The organism is Streptococcus caprae, assembly GCF_042649745.1.
Taxonomy (GTDB): domain Bacteria; phylum Bacillota; class Bacilli; order Lactobacillales; family Streptococcaceae; genus Streptococcus; species Streptococcus caprae.
The window spans coordinates 64,127-90,924 of record NZ_JBHRZV010000052.1; the positions used below are offsets into that span (position 1 = coordinate 64,127).

The 26,798-nt window shown below is 38.5% G+C and carries 21 protein-coding genes; 20 read left to right on the forward strand and 1 reads right to left on the reverse strand.

Annotation, left to right across the window (positions count from 1 at the left end):
* The coding region (locus ACFORF_RS09735) for a helix-turn-helix domain-containing protein (RefSeq protein WP_380427727.1) at nt 1–199 on the reverse strand (199 nt) is incomplete at its 3' end.
* Between the two features lie 116 nt (nt 200–315).
* Here ACFORF_RS09735 and ACFORF_RS09740 point away from each other — a divergent pair.
* The 20 genes from ACFORF_RS09740 to ACFORF_RS09835 all read left to right on the forward strand — a co-directional run bounded on the left by ACFORF_RS09740 (nt 316) and on the right by ACFORF_RS09835 (nt 26,780).
* Complete coding sequence (locus ACFORF_RS09740; RefSeq protein WP_380427992.1) at nt 316–1,158, forward strand: hypothetical protein; 843 nt, start codon at nt 316–318, stop codon at nt 1,156–1,158.
* 120 nt (nt 1,159–1,278) lie between these two features.
* Nucleotides 1,279–1,545 (forward strand): hypothetical protein, encoded by a 267-nt coding sequence (locus ACFORF_RS09745; RefSeq protein WP_380427729.1) that lies wholly within the window; start codon nt 1,279–1,281, stop codon nt 1,543–1,545.
* A gap of 453 nt (nt 1,546–1,998) precedes the next feature.
* Nucleotides 1,999–2,334, forward strand: coding sequence for a hypothetical protein (locus ACFORF_RS09750; protein ID WP_380427730.1), 336 nt, complete (start codon nt 1,999–2,001; stop codon nt 2,332–2,334).
* The gene (locus ACFORF_RS09755) at nt 2,327–2,677 is read left to right on the forward strand and encodes a hypothetical protein (protein WP_380427732.1); all 351 of its coding nucleotides are present in this window, start codon (nt 2,327–2,329) and stop codon (nt 2,675–2,677) included. The genes ACFORF_RS09750 and ACFORF_RS09755 overlap by 8 nt, the downstream gene beginning before the upstream one ends.
* On the forward strand, nt 2,674–3,465 hold the full coding sequence (locus ACFORF_RS09760) for a DNA/RNA non-specific endonuclease (protein ID WP_380427734.1): 792 nt from the start codon (nt 2,674–2,676) through the stop codon (nt 3,463–3,465). Before ACFORF_RS09755 ends, ACFORF_RS09760 begins: the two co-directional genes overlap by 4 nt.
* 10 nt (nt 3,466–3,475) lie before the next feature.
* On the forward strand, nt 3,476–3,928 hold the full coding sequence (locus tag ACFORF_RS09765) for a hypothetical protein (RefSeq protein ID WP_380427736.1): 453 nt from the start codon (nt 3,476–3,478) through the stop codon (nt 3,926–3,928).
* 10 nt (nt 3,929–3,938) lie between these two features.
* Entirely contained in the window at nt 3,939–4,499 is a 561-nt protein-coding gene (locus tag ACFORF_RS09770; RefSeq protein ID WP_380427738.1) for a hypothetical protein, read from the forward strand.
* 19 nt (nt 4,500–4,518) lie between these two features.
* Nucleotides 4,519–6,885, forward strand: coding sequence for a MobP2 family relaxase (gene mobP2 / locus ACFORF_RS09775; RefSeq protein WP_380427740.1), 2,367 nt, complete (start codon nt 4,519–4,521; stop codon nt 6,883–6,885).
* A gap of 127 nt (nt 6,886–7,012) precedes the next feature.
* Nucleotides 7,013–7,270 carry a hypothetical protein gene (locus ACFORF_RS09780; RefSeq protein ID WP_380427741.1) on the forward strand — a complete coding sequence of 86 codons (258 nt, stop codon included), beginning with the start codon at nt 7,013–7,015 and terminating at the stop codon, nt 7,268–7,270.
* Nucleotides 7,271–7,288: 18 nt separating this feature from the next.
* The gene (locus ACFORF_RS09785) at nt 7,289–12,394 is read left to right on the forward strand and encodes a PBECR4 domain-containing protein (protein WP_380427743.1); all 5,106 of its coding nucleotides are present in this window, start codon (nt 7,289–7,291) and stop codon (nt 12,392–12,394) included.
* A gap of 159 nt (nt 12,395–12,553) precedes the next feature.
* Nucleotides 12,554–14,302 (forward strand): type IA DNA topoisomerase, encoded by a 1,749-nt coding sequence (locus ACFORF_RS09790; protein ID WP_380427745.1) that lies wholly within the window; start codon nt 12,554–12,556, stop codon nt 14,300–14,302.
* The gene (locus tag ACFORF_RS09795; protein WP_380427747.1) at nt 14,295–16,148 is read left to right on the forward strand and encodes an AAA family ATPase; all 1,854 of its coding nucleotides are present in this window, start codon (nt 14,295–14,297) and stop codon (nt 16,146–16,148) included. The genes ACFORF_RS09790 and ACFORF_RS09795 overlap by 8 nt, the downstream gene beginning before the upstream one ends.
* 90 nt (nt 16,149–16,238) lie before the next feature.
* A complete protein-coding gene (locus ACFORF_RS09800; RefSeq protein ID WP_380427749.1) occupies nt 16,239–16,586 on the forward strand; it encodes a TrbC/VirB2 family protein in 348 nt (115 codons plus the stop codon).
* Between the two features lie 13 nt (nt 16,587–16,599).
* Complete coding sequence (locus ACFORF_RS09805; protein ID WP_380427751.1) at nt 16,600–17,673, forward strand: hypothetical protein; 1,074 nt, start codon at nt 16,600–16,602, stop codon at nt 17,671–17,673.
* A 19-nt stretch (nt 17,674–17,692) separates the two neighbouring features.
* Nucleotides 17,693–18,481: an LPXTG cell wall anchor domain-containing protein gene (locus ACFORF_RS09810; protein ID WP_380427753.1), complete on the forward strand. Its 789-nt coding sequence runs from the start codon at nt 17,693–17,695 to the stop codon at nt 18,479–18,481.
* A 25-nt stretch (nt 18,482–18,506) separates the two neighbouring features.
* On the forward strand, nt 18,507–21,872 hold the full coding sequence (locus tag ACFORF_RS09815; RefSeq protein ID WP_380427755.1) for an SspB-related isopeptide-forming adhesin: 3,366 nt from the start codon (nt 18,507–18,509) through the stop codon (nt 21,870–21,872).
* Between the two features lie 95 nt (nt 21,873–21,967).
* Nucleotides 21,968–22,402 carry a single-stranded DNA-binding protein gene (locus tag ACFORF_RS09820; protein WP_380427757.1) on the forward strand — a complete coding sequence of 145 codons (435 nt, stop codon included), beginning with the start codon at nt 21,968–21,970 and terminating at the stop codon, nt 22,400–22,402.
* A gap of 398 nt (nt 22,403–22,800) precedes the next feature.
* Complete coding sequence (locus tag ACFORF_RS09825) at nt 22,801–23,058, forward strand: hypothetical protein (protein ID WP_380427759.1); 258 nt, start codon at nt 22,801–22,803, stop codon at nt 23,056–23,058.
* Entirely contained in the window at nt 23,051–26,200 is a 3,150-nt protein-coding gene (locus tag ACFORF_RS09830; RefSeq protein WP_380427761.1) for a VirD4-like conjugal transfer protein, CD1115 family, read from the forward strand. The genes ACFORF_RS09825 and ACFORF_RS09830 overlap by 8 nt, the downstream gene beginning before the upstream one ends.
* Nucleotides 26,201–26,300: 100 nt before the next feature.
* Nucleotides 26,301–26,780 (forward strand): LptM family lipoprotein, encoded by a 480-nt coding sequence (locus ACFORF_RS09835; protein ID WP_380427763.1) that lies wholly within the window; start codon nt 26,301–26,303, stop codon nt 26,778–26,780.
* Nucleotides 26,781–26,798 lie beyond the last annotated feature (18 nt).

Below are 26,798 nucleotides of genomic sequence, written 5' to 3' on the forward strand. Positions count from 1 at the left end.
GACCTTTTTGTTTAGCCATTTGGTCATACTGTTTCTGTGCCAAATCTGCAGAGTAGGAACGTTGACATCGTTTTAATTCTCTGGAGATGGTGGACCGATGAACGCCTAATTTTTGGGCAATCTGGCTAGGTTTCAACCCTAATTCCAAATAAGTCTCTATCTTTATTCTCTCTGTTATGGTAAGATGTAAGTAGCTCATAGATGTCCTCGTGCTCTGTTGGTGTCGTTACTTACAGTTTACACGAAAGAAACTCTATGAGTTTTTTTGTTGCACTATATTTTACAATTTATCAAAAAGAAAAGAGGAAAAATCTTATGAAAAACTTCGTTCAAAAATGGAAATCATTAAACAAAATTGGTCTTAAATTATCTCTTATTTGTGGCTTAAATTGGCTCGTTGGTTTTATCTCTAAAAGCCAGTTTTATCTATTCTCAGCTGTTTTTGCAGGCATGTTGACTTATTATATACCTGAGAAAGCTCGACAAATTACATTGGACATTTTAGTGCTTTTAGTCTTTGCCAATTGTGTTGTAAGCCTAGTTTATTCAAGTTTTTTACAAGAGTTTAGAAGGTTGAAATCTGTACTTTATTCTTTAGCATTACTGTTCTTTCTTGAGGCGGGGATTCAATATGTTAGCCAGCACACGTTAACTGAATCTATGGTTGATCGCTTGCTTATTTTGGGGTCAATTAGTTTTGTTATTCTACTTCTTGCTAAGTTTATTTTGCCGACAATATTTAATCACTATCTCTTCAAAAATGTTATTAATAAAGACTATTTAGGAATCCGAAAAACAACAGATGAGTTGCCACCACAATCAAACATTTATGTTGATGCAGATGAAAAAGATGCTAATAAACGGATGAAAAGGATTAACAAAAATGCTATTAAACCAGCTTATCAAGAGTTTGTAGAATTGAGCTTTTTGAATAGAGAAGTGATAACAGCTATTAGCTATAAAATCGTTCAATTTGAGAAAGAAAATAAACGGACTTTTATAGATACTGATACCATTTATTATCCAGTTTTTACGGTTCATCCTTTCGGAAATATTGGAGGAAAGTCAGACTTTTATCATACACTAATGAAATTCAAACTCAGCCGAAAAGCAGCTTTTATTGTAACAGGTGAATTAAGCGTACTGAAGAAAGTTTAACATATGGAGCTCCCTAATTTTGATATTAGGGAGTTTTCTTTTGGTTATCATTTTTCCCCTTAACGCAGGAATTTTGATTATCTCTTATACTAAAATTATCAAAATGAAGGAGGCTATTAAATGGCAAAAAAAGATCTTACTAAAATTGATTTGGAACTAGAGGAAGCAAAGAAAAAAGTTGCTTCTTTAGAAAATGAACGGAAGCTTGTGGAAGAAAATCTTCAAAAACAAATTGGTAAAATTTACGTTCAGATCCAATTGAAAAAGGATAAAAAACAGTCTTATGAAACCATCCTAGATGATTTAAAAACCGAACTTATGATTCTGAAAGAAGAGGAAAAGGCAAGACGTACAGCTGCTAAAAAAGAAGGTGAAGAAGGAGTTTAAAATAGTTAAAACCCCATCCTCTTCAGGTGAATAACTGCTAAAAAAGTTGTGTCGTTTAGTGCGTTAGGGCAGTGTGCTATAGTGTGTTAAGTAGCACTATTTAACACCATTGACGTGTGTTTTAGTGTGGTATGGACACTAATCGCCACACAAATAGTGTGTGTTTTATGTAGGCGTAGCCGAGAAAATTACCGGTACGGGAAACGTTGATACTATCAACTCCAAACGGTACGTGGGGACAGTTTCCCTTATGCTCTTTTTCTCACACAAGACACCCCAAAAGGCATTAGCCGCAACTGTGTGTCGTCGTGTGTTGAAAAAACCGCAAAAGTAGAACCAGATTGGTTCGTGACGTTGCGAGGTTGAGGTTTTCTTTTTTGCTTCTTTTAGCTTTTGCCTCGTCAAAAGAAAAAAGAAGGGCACTGTATTTTTTAGAAAGAAAAGGTAACTAATATGGTAAAAAGCCATCAAACAAGGATTGAAATTCGTGGGCTATCTTCTCAAGAAGTGGATTACCTAAAAGCTCTTGCGATGAAGACTAAAGCTAAATCATTTAATCAATTTTTACTTAATGTATGTCGTGAAAAAATTGAAAAAGAACAATTTAATTTGGTTGAATCGAACTACCTTGCTCATTTGGAAAATATGAAATTGACATCGGATCATGTTTTGTTATTAACTCAAAAACAAACTGACCTTTTAGCAGATTTTGAAACGAAAATGGCTCTATACGCTGATCACATTTCACGCTGGTTAGAATATGAAGGGGAGGTAGAAAGCAGTGACTAAAGAAATTAAAATTAGATTTATTCCAGAAAAAACATGGGAACAGCTACATATGATATCAGAAAAATATCACTATCCATCATTTAATGAATTTATGCTAGCTCAACTCCAACGAATTGTCGAAAATGATGGCTTGGATTTATACGAGAATAAGTTTGCGGAGACTCTGGCAGATATTAAAGAGCAACAAGCTAAGATTTTGGAACAGTTGCTCAAAAATGAAATCAAGTTACTGGCCTATAGTGCCAAGCAGGATATTGTAGAAGAATTAACGATTGACTGGTTACGATTTATAGATGATGTGGATGCACTTGCTGCGGAGAGAGGAGCAGGAGGGCATTCATGAAGAAAAATAAATTCTTATTAGTCAGCCTTTGCTTCATTGGCATTTTTCTAGTTCAACCACAAAATTTTCAATTTGTAAAAAGTGTCTTTACTCAAAATGATTTAGCTAGTCAATTGAATATATCCGATTCACCTGAAGAAAAAAATGATGACTTGGGTAACGCTCATCAGATTCAAAACAAAGAACTGAAATCAAAAGTATTTGATGGTCAACATCAAGTCATAGTGGTTAATGATAAGGCACGATTTACGACAGATGAATTGAGTTTGAACAATGGCTCATGGGAAAGATATAGTAACCTTGATTTTTTGAATCGTATTGGAGTTGCTGAAGCAATGTTGGGTCAAGACTTGATGCCAACAAATGAACGTGAAGATATTTCATCAGTCAAACCGACTGGCTGGAAAAATAAAAAAATCATGTTCAATGGAAAAGAAGATTATTTGTATAATCGCTCTCATTTGATTGGTTTTCAATTAAGTGGTGAGAATGCCAATGTGAAAAATCTCTTTACAGGAACACGTGCCCTTAATGCAAATTTTGATGATGAAAAATCATCTATGGTTTATTACGAAAATATGGTCGCTACCTATATCAAGGAAACAGGACATCATGTCCGTTATCGTGTGACACCAATTTTTAAAAATGTAGAATTAGTTGTTCGTGGGAGCCGTATGGAAGCCCAGAGTGTAGAAGATGACGCTGTATCGTTTGATATCTATATTTTTAATAGTCAACCAGGATATGATATTAACTATTTGACGGGAACTTCAAAAAAATTACAGTAAAGGAGAAACAATGACGACTAGAATTAATATTTATTTTAACGAAGAAACCCTACAAAAATTTTCTGAAATTAAAACATATTTATCAACGCTTGAAGGAGGTTTGAATCGCCAAGGTCAAAATCATACGGCAACCGTTGTGAAGTTGATTGATGTTTTTTATAAACTCTTTTTAGAAACAAGAGATAGACAACCGTTTTCCGAAAGACTGTCTCGGCTGGAAAAAAATTTGGCTGCTTCAGATGAACAGAAACTCTTGAAGTCCATTCGTCATCAGCTAGATCAAATTCTCTATTTGGAATTAACCAATTTTCATGTAGGGACAAAGGGAAGTCGTTTTGATATTCAAGACTTGGAATCTATTCACTCTCATTTTGATCCAAAACAAAATGAACTGATCGCACGTATTGAAGATATTATTCAAGAGGATGTTAGTCGAGGACAAACGATGAAACACTCTCATTGAGGTTAGATAAATGGCAGATATTGTTGATATCTATTTAGAAACAGGAGATTTTCATGAGGCCGTGAAACGGTCTGGACTACCAACTCATATCGCCCACTTAAAACTGATTCAGAGTGGTTGTCTGAAAATTCAAGATAAAATTCAGTATGGATCTCGAACGGCAAAACTTGGTGGAATGGCCGAAGAGCTTTTTCAAAAGTATGTTCCAGATGCAATTGATGCTAATAAGTATTTCAAGAAAAATAATCCCGTTTATGATTTTTGGTTTGATGGACTAATGATTGATGTAAAGTATAGTTCCTTGCACAAAAAGAAAAATGGGAATTCTCAACATTGGCAGATTCGGACTAAAGGAGATCAAGATTTTATTGTGGCTTTCTTAGAAAAAGAATTTGGCTTAGAATTGCAAGATCCTATTGTCTTATTAGTTCCTATGCAATTTATTGAGGCTCAAAAAGAACTACATATTTCCCAGTCAGGTCCGTGGTTAAATGCTTTTCAAGTTGAACCTGAAGAATTACAGCCCTTGTTAAAGGACTATGCTCAATTACGAAGAGATGGTTTATTTTGATTAAGAGAGAGGAGGAAAGATGAGTCTATCTTCTAGCCCGAATATTACCTTTATGCTTCAATACACGGAAGCCAATAGCCAATATGTGGATTACACAAACCGAGATGAAGCCGTTAAAATGGATGAAGAATTATCTCTAGAAACCTACCGCCAAATGGTGGAAGGACTGACTGAAGAAGAGATGAGTCGTATTCAAGAAGCTGTCCCTGAAACACAGTTGAATTTTAGAGAATACATTGATTATATGAATCGCTCCTATGCTACAGAAGAACAGTCTGAAGAATTAACAGCGGTTTTTACTCAAGAAGCAGACTACCTTCGAAAGCAGCGGTTAACAGAGTTAAAAAATCAACTGGAAACAGCCTATCAGAATGGCTCTCTACTATGGCAGGGTGTTATTTCATTTGATAATGCTTTTCTAGCGGAACAAGGGCTGTATGATGTGGCTACTGATCAAGTTGATCAAAAGGCAATTAAGGCAGTTATGCGTGACATGATGCCAACACTTATCCAAAAAGAGGGGCTTTCTGATTCTGCTTTTTGGTGGGGGAATATCCATCTGAATACAGATAACATTCATATTCATTTTGGGCTGTCTGAGGTTGAATCTAATCGTGACAAAATTTTCTATCGGCCTCGTGGACGTATGGAGTACAAAGGAAATTTTTCCCAGAAAACAATCAACCGTTTTAAGAGTGGTATCTATCATGGACTTCTGAAAGAAGAAACACGATCAAACCTTATCAGAAAAGAACAGGTTCTTGCTAACTTAAAAACTGACTTAATGGCTTCAGTTTACCAGGAGGACAAAATCACCTCTTCAGCTGAAAAAAATTTTTTGGAACAGGCCTATAATCACTTGCCGCTAAACAAGAAGTGGCGTTATGGATCTAATGCCAGAGATTTTGCGGTTAGTAAGTTTTTTCTTGATCGTTACCTAGATTCATACTTGCAAAATGAGGGGAGTATTGCTTATCAAGAATTTCTTCAAGAGACTAGGGAATTTCTAAAGACCTACGCAGGGGTCTATTCGTCTGAAAAAAATCAGGTCTATGAAAAAATCCGAAAGGTTGATGGCAAAACAATTCGGACCTTAGCTGAATCAAAGGGGTATGATTTGGAACATCATCTGGCCCGTCGTGTGATGGATTTAAGGGAACGTTTGGCCAACACTATCTTAAAATCCTTCAGGGAGGCCTCTCCTCAGATTCAAGACATTCAGCTGGAAAAAAATTTGGAAAGCTTTTCTAGTTTGAATCAGAGAAAAATCTTAGATCAGATTCCTGAAGCAAGCGTGGTAAAAAGTTTAAATGCTTGGCAAAAATTAGGCTATTCTGTGAAAGACGGAGATAAACCTATTGAAATTGTAAAGCCTGTTTATGAAGCCTATGACAAGCACGGCACAGGAATTGGCCAACCAGAGTTTGTAATAGACTATGTGTATGATATCAGTCAGCTGAAAGAAAATATCCAGACAAAGACCTTGACTCTAAAGGACTTATCCTTATTATCTTCAAGTGAGTTAACAGAATTGGTGGATGCTGCTAAGTCGAAAACTGATTTAACAGAAAAAGAACGTCGGGAATTAGGGACTTTCCGCTATGCGTTGAAACTCAGTATGTTAGAAGCTAATCAGAAGGAATTGCAGGTGCGTCAAAAACTGTTAGAACAGATTCAACCACTGGTTTCTGATCAACCGTTTGTGGATTTTAAGAAACAATCAATAGTTCAGGAGCTCCAAGCTATAGAGTTACAATTAACCCCTAACTACAAGCTCTCAGAAGATGATCAGCTATTGAAGCAACGCTTAAAGAGTCAGTTTGAAGATAGTGTTGCTCTGCCTATCAATAAAGCAACTGCTGGTTCTATACAGATACCTATTAGACAACTACGGACAGAGATAGGCCTGGTCAGTCAAATACAAGACGATACTATTCTCAGCTTGCTGAGGGGTTCCACAACCACCAAACAAGCTTATATTGAGGAACTCCAAACAAAAGTCTCTATTTTTCAGCTGAAATATCAGATTAATAATCGAAACCAACAGATGGACCAGCTATCAGATGAATCGGCTATTAAAGAGATGAAATTGGCCAATGCCCAGGGATTTGCAGAATTGAAACGTTTGTATGCCAAACTACAACTGACTGAAGATACTCAAAATCAGATTACTCAAGCTGTTTCGAAGCAATTACAAGAGCGTAGAGCCATTAAAAAGACTCAAGTCCAACAGTCACAAGGAAGCAGTAGAGTCAATACAGACTTTATGCGACATTTGACGGCTTCCCTCACCCGTTCGCAGCAGGCAAGCAAAAGAGCACTAATGGAACGTGCACGTAGTGATGAACGGGAGGAACAAGAGGAACGTAGACAAGCACAACGCTAATTAGTCATTGATAAGCTATCAATGGCTTTTTTGCTGAAAAACTTCTTTGATTTATACCCTTAACGCAAGAATTTTGATTATCTCTTACACTAGAAGTAACTGTAGGTACAGGAAGGAGGTGAAGATAATGTTACATTTCCCAAGTGTCTCAGAGGAAGAATTTGATTTTGAATCGGACTGGTTGGTTAAAGCCATGGACGACAGTCAGAAGAATATTCTTTTTGCAGGACAAGGAAAAAATGGTGATTTGGAGTTGGAACTCAGCTATCGGGATAATCCAGAGCAGTTTGAGAGTCTTTCGGTGGGAGAACTGGTTCAACTACCAAAAGAAATGTTTAGAGTTTCTGAAGCAACACCTTATCAACCAAATTATGAGTGTTTTTAATGAATGAAAGGAATTTTTATGGTAGAAGAACACACAAACCAGCCATCGTCACGTGGAAAGAGTCGTCGAGAGAGAGTAGAGCACGCTAGGTCTCGTGATATTTTAGATGTCGCCAATGATCTCCATATGGAACTTGTTCGCTCGAGGAGAGATTATCGCTGGAAAGAGCACGACTCGATGGTGATTTCACCTGATAAGAACATGTGGAACTGGTTTTCACGTCATCAAGGTGGCGATGTTATTGCTTTGGTCCAAACTATGAAAGAGATTAACTTTAATCAGGCGATCGACTATCTCAATGATGGGACTTTCAAGGAATTTGCAGCAGCAGAGCGAGTGCAGGAATCTTTTAACTACTATCTGAAACCTTATGAACAACCATTTGAAACGGCTAGAAACTATCTAAAAGAGCAACGTGGCCTCTCTGATGAAACGATCAACTTCTTCTTAGAGAAGGGGGTTCTCGCTCAAGCTAATGCTAAAGTTAATGGCAGTATTGAACCAGTTGTTGTCTTTAAGTCTTTTGATTTCTCAGGAGAGATTGTTGGGGCAACTCTACAAGGGATTGAAGAAAATTGGTCGAAGTGGCCAGAACGTGGCTATGCTAAGAATATTGTCAGAAATTCAGATGGTATTACGGGTATGCACGTAGATATTGGTCAGCCTAACCGTCTTATCTTTGCGGAGAGTGCTATTGACCTAATGTCTTACTACGAACTGAATAAAGATAAACTTCAAGACGTACGCTTAATCTCCATGGATGGATTAAAGGAAGGCGTTATTGGTCGACACTTAGCACAACTGCAATCAGAATTATCTGGTCGGCCTTTACGCTGGAACCATGATGAATTGGCAGAAGGTTTACAGACAGCTATTGACAATAATTTCTTTGCCGATGGCAAACATGCAGATTGGATTACCTTAGCAGTAGATAATGATGAAGCTGGTCAAAACTTTGTGAGCTCTTTACGTGATAAAGGAGCGGCGGTTACTGAAGCCTTACCAGATTTACAACATGGACAGGAAAAGATGGATTGGAACGATGCTCTAAAAAGCTCACTGTCTGATCAAATTTCTAAAATAAATCAGCCAGAAATAGTTGAAGATTACCAGAACCAAGTGGATGAACTTATTGCAGGTATTACACAGGACGATACAGCTTATTATCTGTGGCATGATGAAGAGCTTCATAACCTGGGAGCTGAGGACTCTGTTTTAGAGGATTTCCATGGCATGCTTGAAGATAGAAAATATCCAGTGGCTGGAGCAGAACTCTATGTTGAAGACTCAAGCAATGATGGTGCAACAGGTTATCTCTCGCTTGAAGGCCATGTACTCGATAGAGACGGCCTCTTTGATTATCTTTCTGATCAAGAGTTCTCGGATTTGGAAAAAGTGGAATTTCTAACCAAACTACAAACCAATCTTCCTGAAATTTGGGACAAAGTCCTTAATCACTATGAAGATACATTCGAGGTAGTTGTTAATAAATACGAACTAAAATCCTCTGATTCTCCTCTGATCCAAAATCAAGATACAGAGTCCTTAGCGAGTGAACAGAAAATTGTGACCTATGATTTTGTTAAACAAGAAAATGAAGAATTAGTGAAGCAATTAGAAGCTCGGATAAAAGCAGGAGAAATATCTATTACTTTTGACACAGATATTTACTTGTCTGATGTCTTCGGAAATTTAGGGAATAGCCATCCACTCCAATACATGACTGACAAGCGACTAGAGGTTTTAGCACCACTTCGACCAATTTTATCTTCTATCGATGATAAGACCGTTGATCTGTATAAAAACAAAGGCACGATGGAACAAGACTCCCTATACCAAGCTTTGAAACCTCACCAACGCACGCTAGGAGTAGATATTTCAACCCGATTTGTTGGAGAACTCGCTATCGCTGCATATTCAACAAATAAACAACTTGAAAGTCTCTCAGCTGAACAGTTCGGAGCTTATTATAGCAATAGAACATTCGATAATTTGTCGCAGTCTATAGAACGAATGCTTGAATACCCCTTGAATGAAGCAGGTATCAAGGATTATACTTATGGCTTTGTGACAACTCCCAATGCTTTTTATCATTACCTGATGGAACAAGAAGGTGAAGTTGTTCTCAGTCGATCTGATGTAGAAATGTTGATGTCTCGTATTGAATCACAGTCTTATCAGATAGAAGAACCCATTCAAGAGGAGGCTGCTGTTTCAGAAGAAAAAGAAAAGTCCCTTGAAATGAATCAAGAGACGGGTAGTATTTTCAGACAACAAAAAAATGCTGAGGGTACAATCGGGGATTTTCCTGAAAATCAGGAGGCAGCACCTCTACCTGAAGCGAACGTATCGCAACCTTTGAATGACTTGTCACCAAGCCAAACTCAGCCTCAGCCTTTACTACATTTTAGCATAAATGAGGATGGGAAGTCAATTAATAAGCGTCATTATCATGCTGTTAGTAATAAGGATTTAGTTAAATTGAATCGTTATGCTGGTACGCTACAACAAGTTGCTAACTGGTATCTGAATGAATTAGCAGATAGTAAAATATACTACTTTTATCAAGAAAATGCTTCTATACAAACACTTCAAGTGTCATTTGATAAAGATAAATTTCAGCACTTAACAGGCGTATTTCCATATAAGGAAGGTCAGTCAGCAGAGCAAACATTGGAAGATTTTGCTAATGGTAATGGCGCTTTTGACACAATTCTCTTAGCCAATAAAGGTGCAGCATTTGATAAGTTAAAAGTCTTGCCTGAATTGCCAGCGATTGTAGAATCGGATTCATTCTATTTTGGAGATCTGTCTCAAGTTCCAAAACTTCATTATTTAGATTTGGATAAAGCTATTAAGTCTGGAGATGAGGATATTATTTTGGCATTGAGGACTATTGATAATACCACTTTCCCTGCTAGTTTGATGAAGCTACGTACAGGATTAAAAAATCAGTTAGCTCAATCAGCTGAAGAAAACATTATTTTGGGAGTTTATCGTGAACGAAAAGGGCAACTTGACCAACTGTCAATCAATGAAGACTATGTCAAAGATGGTGGTCAAGAAATGTTATCCATTTTGGAGAATAAGCAATATGAGGAAGCTCTTGACCCAACTCAAGAAATTATTAACAATGATAAAATCTCAGCTGAACTTTTCACTCAAGTATTGGATGCTGCATACAATGTAGGAGATCCTAGAAAAATTGGAACACAGGTACCTGAAGAGTCTAAAGTAGCTTGGGAACGCTATTATGAACTTTCAGATAAACATGAAGGCAACTTTGGCGTAGTAGTTAGTACTGCTGATCAGATGGGACTGATTGATAAAGACTCTAATTTCTATCGAGAATGGAATCAGGATCGTATTTATAATGAAAACTACCATGTACGCCTTCAATGGGCTGAGACATGGCCAGACGGTCCTCAGCTTCCATTTAAGGAAACAGAGCGTGTAGAGTATCAAACATTTGCTGAAGAGCTTTACAAGCAAAATAGAGCCTTCTACGACCGTCATCAAGAAAGTTTGGCAACAGGAAATCAAGCAGATTATGTACCGTTTACTAAAGTTAAATTTGACGTGTATGCTCCTGGAGGCATACTAATCAAAGATAATATCCGCTATGATATTGGTGATGAAACGGAACCTATCTCACGCTTGTTGGGGTTAGGATATCGTCGTTTAGAAGGACAACCTGAATTAGCAGCCATCGATGAAAAGATTCTTTCTCAGCTGGAAAACCAGGAAGTGAATCTGGAGATTGCTACTGAAGCCAATGAGCAGAGCTTGAAGACACAAGAGGTTCTTCAAGATGAAGCGAGTAGCCATAGAGAAAGTTTCCAGTCTCCTAATCAAGAAATGAAGGCTGATTTGGCCCAAAGAATTGAAGAGATTATGGCTGAAGAATCAACTAAAAATCAAGTCAAAGAAGGAGAACAGGATTATACTGTGATACCTGATGAACCATTTGATTATACCAATGCCTCTGCCTATGAAATCAGTGAATACGCCTTCCAAAAAATTCGTGAATACACCCAGTCACCTGAAGACTTGCTGGAATATATGGATTTCATGAGTAAATTCCCGCAGTTATCCCCTCGTAATGTCGCCCTCATTCATGAACAATGGCGTGGGGCGAATGCAGTCGCAACCTATGACCAATGGCAAGCGATGGGAGAGGCTCTAGGAGTTAAGCCAGAAGATGTCATCCAGACAAAGGCAATCTACACAAATAAAAGAACTGGTGAAACCAAAGAAGTGGTACACCAAGGATTGTCTGTCAAAACAGGAGAAAAGTCTCAAATCACACTGTTTCGACCATTGATGGTCAAGATGATTCCAGTTCTTGATGAAAATGGACAACAGCTTAAAAATGATAAAGGTAATCCAAAATTCAAAAAACTTTCTGAAGCAACTCCACAAGAGAAAGCCCTGGTGAAAGATGGTAAACTTCCTGTTCGTCAATTTCAAGAAAGAGATCCTAAAACAGGTTATCCACGTTTCACCACCTTCAAGGTCTTTGAGTTGTCCCAAACAACGCTGAAACCAGAAAGCTATCCAAAAGCCATGCCAAACCGCCATTACAACTTTAACATGGATAAAGTTAAGACCAAAGAGGTGCTGGAAGGTTTGTGTGATTATGCGGAAAGTCTTGGTGTCAAAATGATGAAAGACGAAGCCCATGTTTTAGGAAATGCAAAAGGAGCCTTTTATCCTGGAGAACAACTCATTCTTATCAATCCAGATAATACTCCTGGAGAAAAAATTGCCACCACGATCCATGAACTGGCTCATGCAACACTTCATAATCCAAAACTGGTAGACCAGTATAAGGAACTACCGAAAGGACAAAAAGAATTGGAGGCTGAGATGACGAGTCATATTTTGTCTAAACATTTTGGACTAGATACCTCTGAAAAAGCAATTGATTATATGGCGAGTTGGACAGATAATCTCAAATCATTAGACGATAAGCAGTTAGCGGATTCCTTGAAACGAGTTCACAAAACAGTTTCTAACATGATGAAACAAATTGAAAACCACACTCAGCCCTATCAATTAGGAAAAAGCCGAGGACAAGGGCCAAATTTTCCTAAGCCCCCAACCAAAGGGCCAAGCCGTTAAACCAGAAGGTAGTCTCGAATGAGACTGCTTTTTGTTGTGCAAGAAATAACATAAAAAGTTATATAACTTTTTCAACGTTGATTTAACTAATTCCCTTAACGCAAGAATTTTGATTATCTCTTACACTAGAACTATCAAAATAAAAAGGAGAGAGGTTATATGGTAACAGTTATTCTAGCTGAAAAAGAAAATCAGGCTGCTGCTTATGCGGAAAGCCTTGGTTCGGCTAGTAAAAAAGGTAAAGTACACATTGTTAAACAAACCCCTTATTTTTCAGATGAAGTTCACATTATAGCTGCTGAAGGTCATTTGTTTGAATACGGCTTGCCAGAAGATAATTGGGATTTGAATAACTTACCTCTAGTTGATGTTTCTTTTAAGCAGAGCTTGAAACAAGACACAACTTCTAAAGAAATTTTCAGGCAGATTTATCAGGAAGTAACATCGGCTAAACAAGTCATTATAGGGACGGATTCAGATCGAGAAGGAGAACGTATAGCTTATTCGATCTTATCTCATATTCCAGAAGGAAAGAAAAAGGTCACCAAACGCTTATGGGTCAATTCATTGACAACAAGAGCACTACAAAAAGCTTTTCAAAATCTAAGAGAACCGCTAGAGACTTATAACTACTATTTGGAAGCTGAAGCACGTGCACAATCAGATTGGTTGGTCGGCATGAACTTATCACCTCTAGTCACCTTGGAATTACAAAATAAAGGGAGACTTCCTAAAGGAAAAGGCAATAGTTTATCCGTTGGCCGTGTTCAAACTCCTGGAGTACGTTTAATCTGTGAGAATGACTTGGCTATTCAGAACTTCAGACCAGAAACTTATTGGAAGCTTCGTTTAGAGGATAAAGATTTAGGTATTACTTTTTCAAATAAAGAGAAATATTCTGATAGTGATATTGTCTTATCTACTTCAAGCCAACTTCAATCAGTCTCCACAATCTCTTCAGTTGAAACAGAAGAAAATCAAAGAGCAGCACCCTCATTATTTAATTTATCGGATATTCAGGGGATGGCGGCTAAACAGTGGGGGTTTGAACCAACTAAAACAGAAAATGTAATCGAAAGTCTCTATCTAAAAAAATACTTGTCTTATCCTAGAACCGATACTCGCTTTATCACGGAAGATGAGTTTGACTACTTGAAAAACTATTTGAAGAGCTATCAAGAGGTTGTTAATTGCTCTTTTGAGGCAGTGAATTTAGATCCTAGGGAAAATTATGTCAATCCAGAAAAAGTGGCCAAAACAAGTCACTATGCTCTTATACCAACTGAAAACATTCCTAACCTAGTGACTTTGAAGCCAGATGAGCGGTTAATCTATGAAGCAGTTGTTCGCAGAACTCTTCTGATGTTTGCGGCAGATTGTCGTTATTTAACGACAACAGTTGAAGTGGAAAATCAAGAATTAGTTTTCAAAACGACTGGACGACAAATGATTGACTTGGGGTGGGCCGCTTATAGTCAACAAAAGCTGAAAGGAGATGTAGAGTTACCTGATTATCGTGTAGGAGATCAGATTGAAACCAAAGCAATCATTATTGAAGGAGTGACTAAACCGCCTAAGAGAATTACCGAGAGTCAATTGATTAGTGAAATTTTACCAAAGTATGGATTAGGTACGCAGGCAACCAGAGCAGCTATGTTAAAAACAATCCAGGATAGAGGCTACGTGACTAAAGACAAAAAGACAGGCCAACTATTTCCAACCAATAAAGCCTATCTCTTGATTCATTATCTTTATGATAACGAATTTGCCAGTCCTGAAACAACAGGAGGCTGGGAGTTGTTCCTTTCTCAAATCGGTGAGGGAGAGATTAACCCACGTGAGTTCGTCGATGCCATAAAAGAAAAGCTGGCGAATCAGATTGCTGCTGCAAAGGAAAGGAGTGATTGAAGTGGAAGATGAATTGAAGACCCCCTATCTTGATAAGTACACTGATAATTTGTCTGCTAAGGTTGCTAAAAAATCAGACGATTACCAAGTTTATGGCCGTGATAAGGAAGTAAAAGCGGTCATTATCTCTCTTCTCAGACGAACTAAAAATAATCCTATCTTGGTAGGAGAAGCTGGAGTTGGGAAAACAGCTATTGTGGAAGGTCTAACGCTTGCTATTATGCGTGGTCAAGTTCCTGGACCTTTAAAAGGGTTAACGGTTCGCTCTCTGGAGCTTTCTAGTTTGATGAGTGAAGAAGATGGTGGATTCATTGCTAAGTTTAAAAAAATCATCGAGGAGATGGTTGCTACACGTGGCCATAATCTTCTCTTTGTCGATGAATTTCACACCGTAGTTGGTGCTGGTAGCCAGGATGGACAAGCCCTTGATGCAGGAAATGTGATTAAGCCCGTCCTGGCACGTGGCGATATTCAGCTGATTGGTGCAACTACCTTAGATGAGTTTCATGATTATATTGAAACGGATAGAGCCTTAGAACGTCGAATGCAGCCAGTTATGATAGAAGAGCCGACTATTCTACAAGCAATTACCATCATAGAGCAGGCTAAAGTCATTTACGAATCCTTTCATGGAATCCAGATTTCTACCGACGCAGTTCAGCAGGCTGTTCGTCTATCTGTTCGTTATCTTACAGATCGATTCTTACCAGACAAGGCCTTTGATTTGATAGATGAGGGAGCAACCATCGCTTCAACTGAAGGAAAAAATAAGGTGACAGAGGAAGATATTGCTCAAGTCCTGAAAGATAAAACGGGAATTCCAGTCACCACTATTTTAAAAGGTGACCGAGAACGTTTAGAGGGTTTCAAGGAAAAACTGATGAATCGAGTAAAAGGGCAAGAAGAAGCCGTTGATGCGATTGTAGATGCTGTGACAATTGCTCAGGCAGGTTTACAAGATGAAAATAAGCCCATTTCTTCATTTCTCTTTCTTGGTCCAACGGGTGTTGGAAAGACAGAGTTGGCCAAGGCTATAGCGGAAGCCCTATTTGATGATGAAAATGCCATGATTCGCTTTGATATGTCTGAGTACAAACAGAAGGAAGATGTGGCTAAACTGATTGGTAACCGTGAGACGAAAACAAAAGGACAGCTAACTGAAGGGGTGAAACGTAAACCCTATTCTGTTTTGTTACTAGATGAAGTTGAAAAGGCTCATAGTGAGGTTATGGACCTATTCTTACAAGTGTTAGATGATGGTCGCTTAACAGATAGCTCAGGTCGTTTAATCAGTTTCAAAAACACCATTGTTATTATGACAACCAATATTGGAGCCAAAAAGATTATCAATAAATGGGAGCTGAAGGGAAATTTTAAAGATTTGACTGACCGTGATCGCCAACAATTTGAAAAATCAATGGACAGTGAGTTACAAAATGAGTTTAGACCAGAATTTTTAAACCGAATTGAAAATAAATTGATCTTCAACCTTTTAGAACGTGATGTTATTGAAGAAATAGCTGAGAAAAATCTATCAGAAATAGCTGATCGGATGCACCGTCAAAACCTGAGACTTTCCTATGAACCTAGTTTAATTCAATATTTATCTGATTTGGGAACAGATGTGAAAAATGGGGCACGTCCTTTGGAGCGTTTGATCAAACGCAAAGTACTAGCTCCCATTTCAGCTAAGAGTCTGGCTTTGGATAAGAGAAAGCAGACCTATACTATCCATCTATGGGTCGAGGGCGAGGCTCCAGACAGTCAACACCGAAAAGATTTGAGACAAATTCAATTAGATATTGAGGAGGAAAGAGAGAAAAAAGTGAGTTCTCTTTTCAGCTGAAAAAATTTTTCTCTGAAATTTTTTCCCTTAACGCAGGAATTTTGATTATCCCTTACACTAATAATGTCAATAAAATAAAGGAGGTTTTCTATGGAGAACAAGTTGACAAATTACATCAATGCAGTGAGGACTAAAAGCAAAAGATACTTGCTTAGCCTATCACTCTTTCTTTCAGGACTTCTGACTAATACAGTCTATGCGGATGATCCTTTCGCCAAAACGGATGCCTTGGCTCAACAAGGGATTACGAAAGTGCAAGGAGTAGGAGTTGTAACTCTGGGATTTGCTGTTGTATTAACAGGCCTTGTCTATGGTTTTGGTGGTCGTGAGGTAAAAGCTGCTATTAAAAAACACTGGGTGGCTATTGCGGTATCTATTATTGCGGTGTCTGCTGGTCCAAGTATTGTTGAGTGGTTCTATACCTTTGTGAAAGGTTAAGGAAGGTGGTGTTATGGCATTTATCCCTTTTAAGAAAAGCAATAAATGCTTAGTAACAGATGATCTATTTCTTGAGGTAACTTGGGAAGATGGTAAATCTCCAGATGATGATAGTGAGTTGCTTGGTATTATTGAGGGACTAGATCAACTTTATATGGATTTCCAGCACACGATTGAAGAGTCGTTGCCTTATGTGACCTTCCATCAGGCAGAACTACTGTTTCAAGCCTTACAAGAGGCTTATGGGCACGTCCAGCTGAAAAAAGTAGCTATATGTCATCTGGAGGGAAAAGAGGCTGTATCTGAAGGGGAAGTCTTTGCCAGCCCTTTCATTATAGATAGTAGGTATCAGAACTTACTCATACCGTTAATTCAATCTATTATGACAAGTCAAGACTTCCAATCGTATACCTACCAAGAAAAGCGGGAGTATTTCGTCAATCAAGTTTATCCAGCTTATAAAGCCAGTTTAGGCATTCAGGAGTCAGCTTTACCTCTTTTCCCAGAAGAAGGAGAGCAAATTTCAACTGTGTTACCTCGACAAAAGCAACGGCCACATCACTCTACTGGAGTCACTCCACAGGTTGAAGTAAAAGCCCCTAAACAGAAATCTTTAAAGATGATTTATTTGCTTGTGGGACTACTAGGAGCTTTAGCTATTGGGGGAATGGTTTTATCTGTACTCTCGCATATGCAATTAGCCAAGCAAAAAGAACAAGTGACCTATCTTTACCAAGAGTTGAAAAGTACCCAAAAATTAGTTGATGAAGAGCATCAAATAGATGTTTTCAGTCGCTATTTCTTGCCAAATTATTATTCTGGTAAGAAGGAGAATTTGGTAGATTTTCTTTCGGATGGAGATGCTAAATATACTGTTCCCAAAGAAGGAACTTTGCAGTCAGTTATTCTTGAACAACTGACCTATGACTTAAAAATGAAAGAATACACGCCAACCTATGTCTTATCTGTAAAAGAAGGCGAAAAGGCTTCAAGTATTCGTTTAAGTTTTACTGTTAAAAAATCTGATTCTGCTAAGTACGGTTATATCGTAATGGCAGAACCGAAAGAATCAGCTTATATCAAATAAAGAAAAGGAATAAAACAACATGAAAAAGAAACAATTGTTATCAGCCCTTGCCTTATCAACACTCGCATTAGCTCAAGCTGGCTTCGTATCAGCCGATGAAGTAACGCCAGTGGAACCTTCAGCACCTTCAACAGAAGTTGTCAATCCAGTAGAGCCTTCTACTCCAGCAGTTACAACAGATACATCGGATACAGGGACTTCAACAGAGCCAACCGTCCCTGTTGATCCAACAGGCCCATCTTCAGACGTTACAGAGGTAACCGATGATAATGGGGTGACAACGGATCATACAAATGATAGTGGTACCCAAACAGAAAATAATACAGAACCTAGTGAAGAGGTTCCTAATGTGGATGATGCTGGTGGTGTGGTAACAGACCATACCGTTCCGACGACAGATGGTGGTACTGCAACAGTGACCCCTGATACATCAGTTCCAACCAATAACCCAAACATCTCAGCTGAAACAGCTGCTAATACTAGTGCTTCTCAGGTAGGAACAACCTCTCAAGTGACAGGTCAAGTGGTACAAGATGTGACTAGTGATGCACCAATCTACACCAATACAGGTGCTACCATCGTTAGCACTAAAAATGGCTCAGTTGTACTAGCTGACGGAACGATTACAAGTCCAGATGCCATCGGTGCTAAGACAAACAGTGATGGCACTATCTCAGTCACAACGGCTTCTGGTGAAAGCAAGACTTTACCAATGACAGGTGATACTAATACAAGCCTTCTCAGTATTCTAGGAACAGGACTTCTTGGTCTGGTAGGCTTCCTCTTTAAAAAACGTCAAACAGTTTAAAATCAATTCAAAAAGGAGACATCAAATGAATCAGAAAGAACAATTACAAGGACATGGTTATTTTCGTAAGAAAAAATGGGCAAAAGGTTTGGCTTCAGGGATTGCCCTAGGAGTCGCTGTTATCACTTTTGCAGGTGCGACAGGAGTTTCTGCCGATGAAACAACAACTATTAGTACAGAAGTTCAGACGGAGCTGGTAGCTAGTCAACCTGAAAGTACCAATGAGAATAATGCTTATGCTGAAAATGCTAATACTTCTGAAGGTACTCTAGCAGTTGATATTGATAATAGCGCTGTTGAAAATGCTGCGACAGAAGCTAGCAATATTGGTGTTGATGTGACAAAAGAAGCTACGAAAGACTATGGTACAGATAGCACCACAGCAGAACTAACTGAAACGAAAGCCGGCATTGCTAATGATCAAAATCTTCAAATAGAAACCTTAGAACAAGCAACTGCGACACAAGAAGCTAATAATACAGCTTATGCTCAAGCACAAGCTGCGATTGATGCCAATAATGATTACGTTAATACTGCCAAAGACACTTATGGTTCAGAAACTGCTGTATCTGTGACAAATGATTCCTCAACCGCTACTAATGGTAGTTCAGAAGCTAATAAAGTTGCTAAAACAAGTGCTGAACAAACTCTAGCAGAGAATAAAAAGGCTGTTGCTGACTATGTTGATGCTAAGGCTAAATATGATGCGACTGTCGCAAAAGCTGATGAGTTAAATGCAGCAGTTGAAGCAGCCGCTAACGAATTGAAAAATAAAGGCGTTTCGGTAACAACATCAAGTCAAGTTGTTAATTCTGCTGCTGAAGTAGAAGCTTTACAAGCACAAAATGATGCGGCCATTGTCCAAGCCAACAGTGAAAAAACAGCTGTTGATGCCCTTTTAGCACAATATGCTGCTGATTTAGCTGCCTTTAACAATGGGACAAATGTTTCTGTCTCTGCAGGTGTTAAGACACAAGATGTTGATAATCTAGCATACGGTAATTCCTTTATGAATGGGACAATCAATGCGGATGGAACGTTCACCTTCACTCATGATATGAATGATGGTTTGAATGATACTTATGGCACACTTGGTACTGGTACCCTTACAGGTAAGCTTAACTACCGTGTAGATTCTCAAGGTAATGGTAATATTACCGTCTATTTGGATAGCGTTGAGCTCTATACGTACTCTTACACAGCTTATCGACCAAACTATGCGGTTAATCAAAACCTTAACTTCCACGTTTATACGCTTGGTGGTACTGAAATTTACAGTACTTATCATACTGGTAATAATTCCTTTACAGATACCATTAATAGATCAACAACCTTAACCTATGAACACGGTGTTTCTGTCGGTGATACTCTTGCTAATGTTGGTTTCTTGAATATTGATGATAACTGGATCTACAACACACATGGTCAAGCCGTTATCAGCTTTACCAATACTAATAAAGCACCAGACCCAGTTGATCCACCTGAGGTCAAAGCGAATTTGGTGAATGCTGTTAACCCAGAAAAACCAAGTTTGGAATTAACAAGCTTGTCTGACACCATAAATCAAACTATTAAAGCAAGTTACCATGACTACAAGCTTAACTACAGCCCAATGGTTGAAAAAGATCGCGCCAATAGTGATGGCCTTGATATGGATGGTAAGACTACTGTAAAAGGTGATGTCTTAACAGATACACTTGATATTTCAAATATCTATGCTAATCTTAATGTTGGTGATACCGTTACAATTATTGATCCACTCGAAGCAGGGGAATACTACAATGTTGATGACAATATTGCTGCAGCAGTTGCGAATGGTTGGGAAGTCAGCTACGATGCTGCAACAGAAACATTCACTTATAAGACTACTTATAAAGGCGAAAAATTAGTTGTGCCAACAGTTGATTGGGCACCTGCCTATGATGCTGCTTATTACGATAACACTTATAAAGTGCTTGTTAATGATAACCTTTATCACGTTTATTCAAATACAGTAAAAACACCAACGCCAGAAGCACCTCAACCAACGAAGGAAATCACAGATACTTATGGTAACGACATTGATGGGTCAACAACTTTCGATAAAAACGTTGCTTTCCACCTCAATACTGATTACACCCCTTATACAGAAGTAACAGCTTCAACAGATGCTATTTCTAAAGGGTTTGCTATCTTAGATGACGTTGAAGATGGTATGTTTACCGTTAATGAAGACGGTATTGTTATCCGTTTGACTGATGATAATGGCGAAACAACAACGCTTTCTACTGACATTGCAGATGTTACAGAAGCAGGCGGCGTATCAACTAACCATACAGGTGATAGCAATAGTGAAGAAACAACTGCTGTCAATAAGTTGAATGACCTCTTTACGATGTATCATGTTCTTGCAGGTGAAACAATTTCAGATAAACTCCAAGCTATTTTGGATCAATCAGGTTTATCACCAGTTGGTGAGTTCTATCTTTGGGTAGCTAAAGATCCTGCAAGTTTCTATACAAACTATGTTAAAGCAGGCAAGAACATTACTATTGACCTTCCTGCCTATCTTACAGCAGATGCAGGCACTATTGTTCCTAATGATTTCTATCAAATTGACTTTGGAAATGCTTATCAATCAAATCTTGTAACGGTTCAAGTTCCAGATGTCTCACCAGAAAAACACGCTTTGGATCAAAAAGATGATAACATTATCTTAGATGATCAAACGGTTCAAATTGGTGAGTACATTCGTTATCTTCTTGATGGTGTAACTGTTCCAGTGAAACATGATACGTTGTGGCAATATGATGGTAAAGATAAGCTCGATATTGCACATGACCGCTATACTGGCAATTGGAAAGGTATTATCAAAGGAACTGAATATACAGCTAAAGAAGACCTCGTACTAACCTATGATGTAACGCTTGAAGATGGAACACTTGTTAAAGCTGGTGATACTATCAAATCTGGTTCTAAGTATGCCTTTACCTTTGAATTCGACCAAGATACTAACAGCGATTTTATTAACAAGATTGTGACGGTAACCTGGGATGAAGAAAAGGGTGAGTGGGCTTATCGTATTGATGAAGCCTTCCTACGCTCCCTTGGAGTTGAAGGAACCTTTGATGCAGACTTCTATATTGAAGTTGAACGGATTGCAGCAGGTGACGTTGAAAATACTTTTGTAAATATTGTGAATGGCAAAGAGATGACTGCAAAAGTCACAACTCACACTCCAGAGCCAGCACAACCAACTCCACCACAACCAACTCCACCAGCTCCAAATACACCAGTTAAACAGGCTAGTCTTCCTTCAACTGGTGAAGCAAGTAGCATTCTTACAGTATTAGGTGGATTCCTGCTTTCTGGATTAAGTTTGGCAGGCGTTCGTAAACGTAAAGAAAACTAATTCAGGTAACTGAAAAGCTCGTATGTAACAAAAATAGGCCACAAGAAGAATACGTTATACACTTGTGGCCTTTTATTATCAAGGAGGTTAATAACATGCAAGCATTTATTGCACAAGGGCGAGTGTCAGATATCCCCTCTGATGCAGTTGGTAGAACAGCTAATGGGCATGTCAGCTTTAAGTTTGATTTTGCCTGTGATTCTAGCTTAAAGGGGAATGATGGAAAACCGTTGACGAGTTTCTTCCACGTGCAAGTTTATGGTAAACAGGCTGAAGTTATGGCACAAAGCTTATCAAAAGGTTCTCCAATTTTAGTTAACGGAGAAATTGTTCAGCGTCCTTATACGACTGAACAAGGACAACGTCGCAGCTATCAATACATTGCTCCAAATCAGCAGAATGGCATTACTTTCTTAGAAGGTAAAGAAGCGGCTCAAAGACGTAAGCAAGGAAACTTTAATACTTCTCAGGCAGCAACTCAACCAACGTCGGCTTATCTAGAACCAATGGATGCAGATGAACCCTTTTAATTGTTTGTAAGGCATACAGGACTTTCCATGTATGCTTTATTTTTTGTCGGTGTGTTTTTGTAAGTAGATACATGATATAATGGATAAGTTATGAGAAGAAGATTGAAACCTGTTGTTGTTTATGTATTTTTCCTGTTTATGATAGGTGGATTGATATTTGCGGACCACCAGAATAAAGTAACATCAGAAAGATAAGTAGAAAAGAATGTGATAACAACCACAACTATGCAGATCGTAAAATATAGGGAGCATCTCAAATTGTAGGTGCTTTTTATCATATACAAAAAGGTATATAACTTTTTGCACATCTCTGTAAATTGTGCCCTTAACGCAGGAATTTTGATTATCCCTTACACTAGTTATATATTCATAATGACATTAAGAAAGGAACATTCTTTATGGAAAGAAAACAAACAGACGATCAGTTGGATGATTTGATTGCTGATTCTCTTCAGATAGAAAATTATCTGAAGCAGGGGAGAAGTTGTCGTCGATACACAGTCCAATTGGGAATTGAGCAGGGAATCAATGCCTATTTGGAACGGTATCAACTGATTTCACCTCAGTTGCAATTTAAGGTTTTTCTCTTCTCAAGTTTTTATTTAGGAAAGATAAAACACTTCTTGGACGATAGACGAGGTGAACAGTATGTTTAGTTGGTTAGAAATAATTTACTATACCCTAATCCAACTAGCAAAAGTCAATGGCTTCAATGCGATTCTTTTAGTCAGCTTTATAGGCTATCTTTGTTACCAAGTAATAATGTTTATAAAAAAACCAATGAGACATCTTTTTCAACTGGTGAAAAGTTTCTTTGATGATAAGAATATCATTAAAGAGCATCTCAGAAATAAGAGGGAAGAACTCACTCATTCCTGGACACATTGTCACGAGATCGACCGGAAGTCAGCTGGTAAAAATATAGGGAAGCAGTTGTGGGAATTCATGAAACGACTGGTTACTGTGATTCCCTCATTTTTATTTCTGTTGCTAGGAAATATTCTCTTTCGGATTATCTATAAGTTACCATTTGTCAAACAAGATAGGAAACGTTTTGATAAGGAAATGAAGCCTCTGCTCTACTTCAAAAACTATCGTAGTTTTGTATTCATGGGATTAGGGTTTAGTGGAATAGCCTTTATTCTAACCAACTACCTTGTGACAGTTTTAAGAGCAGCCATCCGCTTCCTTTATTTTTCGGTCCTGTCTCTAGTAGATAATAACCAGGCGCTAGCTTTTAATCTTGATAGCTTACTTGTTCATAACTTGTTTAACGCTAGGGTGTTTGTGATAGCGCCAATTCTAGCGGTACCTATCTTTCTTATTGGACTAGTGATTGCCTGGCGTTCTGCTTGGGTTAACTTTGAGCAGTACCGTGATTACAATAACAACGAGGAGGGGGATGATCGCTTTGCGACAGTCAAGGAAATCCACAAGCAGTACAAGAAGGTGCCTAATAAGACAGAAACCTATCCAGGTGAAGGTGGTGTACCAGTTCTTCATGAGACGAGAAAAAATCTCACAGGTTTAACATTGGCTTCTCAAATGCTTTGGCAAAATCGCACCTTTAGTCGCTATATGACGAATGCTGAAAGAATCTTAGGGATTTATGCGAAAGCTTCAGGGGATTATTACATTGATGACAGCGCCACTAATATGCTTGGTGTCGGTATGACACGTTCTGGTAAGGGTGAAGGGCATATCACAACAACTATGGATATTAATAGTCGTGCAGAAATTCAGCCTTCTAAGGTTATTGCTGATCCAAAAGGGGAGCACTATCAGTCATCCTATAAAACAATGCGCCGACGTGGATATGATGTTAATGTCCTATCTTTTCAGAATATGGATTGGTCCATGTCTTATAACCCACTAGCACTTGCAATAGCAGCAGCTAAGAAGGGCTACTATGAAATGACACAGACAAGGGTTAATGCGGTGGCAGAAGCCATTTATCGTAAAACGAAACCAGGTATGGGCAATGGCAATGCTAAATACTGGGAAGATACGTCTATTTCCCTCTTCAACGCCATTGCTATGGCTCTTATTGACCGAGCAAATGAAACTTTTAAGAATGGGGAAACAGATGCCTGGGATACTGTAACAGTTCGTAACATTGCCAAATTCTTGACTGACTTGGGTTCTGAAGAAGTTTTTGTTAATGACTTTGGGGAAATCGTTGAGAATCCAGACCGTGATCAGCAAGTGAAGAAAAAATCGAAAATCACGGTTTACTTTGATAACTTGCGTAAAATCAACCAGGAACAGTTTTCTAAATTCCGAGACATGGCTGATCTTAACTTCAGGTCATCTGACTTTGCTTCAGAAGAGACCAAAGGAAACGTCTTCTCCAGCATGATGTCTGGGATTAACCTATTCTTGCAAGATAACATTGCAAAACTAACGTCTAAAAACTCTATTGATTTGGAATCAGTTGGATTCCCACGTCGGCTGTCTGTTAAGTTCCGCTCCAGTTCTAATGTCGCTATGCGCAACGAATACGCCCATAAGACAGCTAAGGTTACGATTACCAGTCAATCTGTTTGGGGTAAGACAACTAGACAAGTTACCCACGTGAAAGAAGCAACAGCTCTAATCGATGGCGAAGGCTATCTCACCTATGTGATTGAACCTAAACTACCTGATCAATTCCTGGTAACGATTGACTTTAATCACGAAAACAATGGGGATTCAACTATTCGTAACAAGACCTTCCAATTCTCAGCTGAAAAAGTTTATCAGAAACGTGGTAAGGTCATCAAGCTTGATGAGTACACGAGAAAACCTGTACTGGATCACATCAAGGTTACAGTTCTGAATAAGCAAGAAGATAATCTTCTTCAGGAAGATGATATTGACTTGATTTATTCAGACAATCCTAAAGTGATTTACCTGGTAACACCACCAAACAGAACAGAATACAATAGCATTGTCTCTCTATTTCTTGATCAGTTATTTAACGCTAACTATGAGTTGGCATTGTCTAATGGTCGTAAATGTGTCAATCGGATTCTTCATATACTGGATGAGTTTACCAATATTCCAGCCATTCCCCACATGGATACCAAGATTTCTATTGGTCTTGGCCAGAACATCCTCTATTACCTCTGGATTCAAAACTTGGAACAACTGGTTGATAAGTACGGAGAGAACGTTGCAGCAACTATCCAAGATAACTGCTCGCTTAAGATTTATGTGAAATCCACATCAGATAAGACCAATAGTCGCTTCAGTAAGGATTTAGGAACACGGACAATCACACGACGCAGACGTTCTAGCAATATCTTAGATGAAGCTAACCCAAATGTGTCTATCGAAAATCCGAAGCAGGAATTATTGACACCTACTCAGTTGGCCAAACTTCAGGAAGGAGAAGCGGTTATTCTTCGTGGTGTGAAAGGCCGAGACAATGCAGGGCGTAAGGTAACAACCGATCCAATCTTCCTCCATGAGAAGACAGCTTTCCCATATCGCTATATGTTCCTTCAGGATGAGTTTGATCACTCTATGACCTTGGCTGATATTCCAGTAGAAAGTGAGCATAGAGAGCTGGATCTTCAGGATATAGCGGTAGGGGCACAGAGTACCTTCAATAAGATTATTGACTGGCGACAGGCTTTAACAGACCGTATGAGAAGCAACGGAGAAGTCCCTCAATTAGCAACGAGACAGCAAGCATCTAAACCGTTGGCTCAGGCTCAGTTCACTTCTCCAGCTGATTTAACCTATGCTGTCATTGTAGAAGTATTTGACGAGGAAGATGACGACGAACTCTTCTTTGTGGATGATGTGATGTAAGAAGATAAACAAAAAGTTATATAATAAAACATATAATCTGTTGCGAAAAATCCTATTTCTGATATAATGTGAGTAAGTAAAAAACAAGGAGAAGGTTGTTATGAAAATGAAAAAATGGTTTAGTCTGGTGACGTTAGGGTTCGCACTCATTCTTCTAGCAGCCTGTGGTCAAAAATCAGCTGAAGATATTATCAAAAAAGAATTGAAGGATAGTTATGTAGGTTATTCTGAAGATTCAGGGGGTGGGTATCCATTTAGAGCTGGTGATGATACATTAACTTTTGATAAAAAAGAAAACTCTATTACTAACAGTTATGGAGATATGAAATATTTTTTAGTTATTCCAGAGGAGGATATTCCTTCAGGAACTCAAAGTGTCATTGAGGAATTAGAGCCTCACCTAAAAGGAACGGATAATTTCACGATTATTGTCAGTCGTAAAAAAAATCCAACGGTTGACGATTCAGAGGGTGCGTATCAAATTGCTCTATCAGACGGCGGAAAGTCTATTCGTATTTTTTACTTAGGGCGGGAACCACGTAGCTTTGGCTATTATGATTTTTCAGGAACAGCTGAATAAGTGAAAAAGTCTCAAACT

Coding starts and splice junctions, on each gene's coding strand:
- ACFORF_RS09740 (WP_380427992.1), top strand. CDS start 316: ATGAAAAACTTCGTTCAAAAATGGAAATCATTAAACAAAATTGGTCTT.
- ACFORF_RS09745 (WP_380427729.1), top strand. CDS start 1,279: ATGGCAAAAAAAGATCTTACTAAAATTGATTTGGAACTAGAGGAAGCA.
- ACFORF_RS09750 (WP_380427730.1), top strand. CDS start 1,999: ATGGTAAAAAGCCATCAAACAAGGATTGAAATTCGTGGGCTATCTTCT.
- ACFORF_RS09760 (WP_380427734.1), top strand. CDS start 2,674: ATGAAGAAAAATAAATTCTTATTAGTCAGCCTTTGCTTCATTGGCATT.
- ACFORF_RS09765 (WP_380427736.1), top strand. CDS start 3,476: ATGACGACTAGAATTAATATTTATTTTAACGAAGAAACCCTACAAAAA.
- ACFORF_RS09770 (WP_380427738.1), top strand. CDS start 3,939: ATGGCAGATATTGTTGATATCTATTTAGAAACAGGAGATTTTCATGAG.
- mobP2 (WP_380427740.1), top strand. CDS start 4,519: ATGAGTCTATCTTCTAGCCCGAATATTACCTTTATGCTTCAATACACG.
- ACFORF_RS09780 (WP_380427741.1), top strand. CDS start 7,013: ATGTTACATTTCCCAAGTGTCTCAGAGGAAGAATTTGATTTTGAATCG.
- ACFORF_RS09785 (WP_380427743.1), top strand. CDS start 7,289: ATGGTAGAAGAACACACAAACCAGCCATCGTCACGTGGAAAGAGTCGT.
- ACFORF_RS09790 (WP_380427745.1), top strand. CDS start 12,554: ATGGTAACAGTTATTCTAGCTGAAAAAGAAAATCAGGCTGCTGCTTAT.
- ACFORF_RS09800 (WP_380427749.1), top strand. CDS start 16,239: ATGGAGAACAAGTTGACAAATTACATCAATGCAGTGAGGACTAAAAGC.
- ACFORF_RS09805 (WP_380427751.1), top strand. CDS start 16,600: ATGGCATTTATCCCTTTTAAGAAAAGCAATAAATGCTTAGTAACAGAT.
- ACFORF_RS09810 (WP_380427753.1), top strand. CDS start 17,693: ATGAAAAAGAAACAATTGTTATCAGCCCTTGCCTTATCAACACTCGCA.
- ACFORF_RS09815 (WP_380427755.1), top strand. CDS start 18,507: ATGAATCAGAAAGAACAATTACAAGGACATGGTTATTTTCGTAAGAAA.
- ACFORF_RS09820 (WP_380427757.1), top strand. CDS start 21,968: ATGCAAGCATTTATTGCACAAGGGCGAGTGTCAGATATCCCCTCTGAT.
- ACFORF_RS09825 (WP_380427759.1), top strand. CDS start 22,801: ATGGAAAGAAAACAAACAGACGATCAGTTGGATGATTTGATTGCTGAT.
- ACFORF_RS09830 (WP_380427761.1), top strand. CDS start 23,051: ATGTTTAGTTGGTTAGAAATAATTTACTATACCCTAATCCAACTAGCA.
- ACFORF_RS09835 (WP_380427763.1), top strand. CDS start 26,301: ATGAAAATGAAAAAATGGTTTAGTCTGGTGACGTTAGGGTTCGCACTC.